This window comes from Arthrobacter sp. Y3223164, from assembly GCF_059091005.1.
On sequence record NZ_JBNHGF010000963.1, the window covers coordinates 1 to 307 of the forward strand.

The 307-nt window shown below is 74.6% G+C and carries 1 protein-coding gene; it reads right to left on the bottom strand.

Going from position 1 to position 307, the window contains the following annotated elements; genetic code table 11:
- A partial coding sequence (locus tag AC5RUJ_RS18935) for a PfkB family carbohydrate kinase (RefSeq protein WP_494156598.1) occupies positions 1-307 on the bottom strand: 307 nt, incomplete at both ends.

The window sequence follows — 307 nt, forward strand, 5'->3', positions numbered from 1 at the left end:
CTGGTGCTCAGCTGCAGCCCCGCGGCCCGCGCCAGGGTCAGGCAGGCCACGTAGGTGTCGCCGGCGCCCGAAGCCTGCTTCTCGGTGACCGGGGTGGCCCACGTGCGGTGGGTCCCGCCGTCGGGCGTGAGCAGGAAGGAGCCGTCCTTGTCGAGGGTGACGACGGCGGCGCCCGCCCCGGTCGCCTCCAGCAGTTCCCCGGCGTGATCGGCTATGGCGGCCGCCCGGTCCGTGTCGGGATCCAGCGTCACGCCCAGCAGCGCGGCAGCTTCGGCGGCATTCGGCGTGACCAGGTCCGGCGCAACCT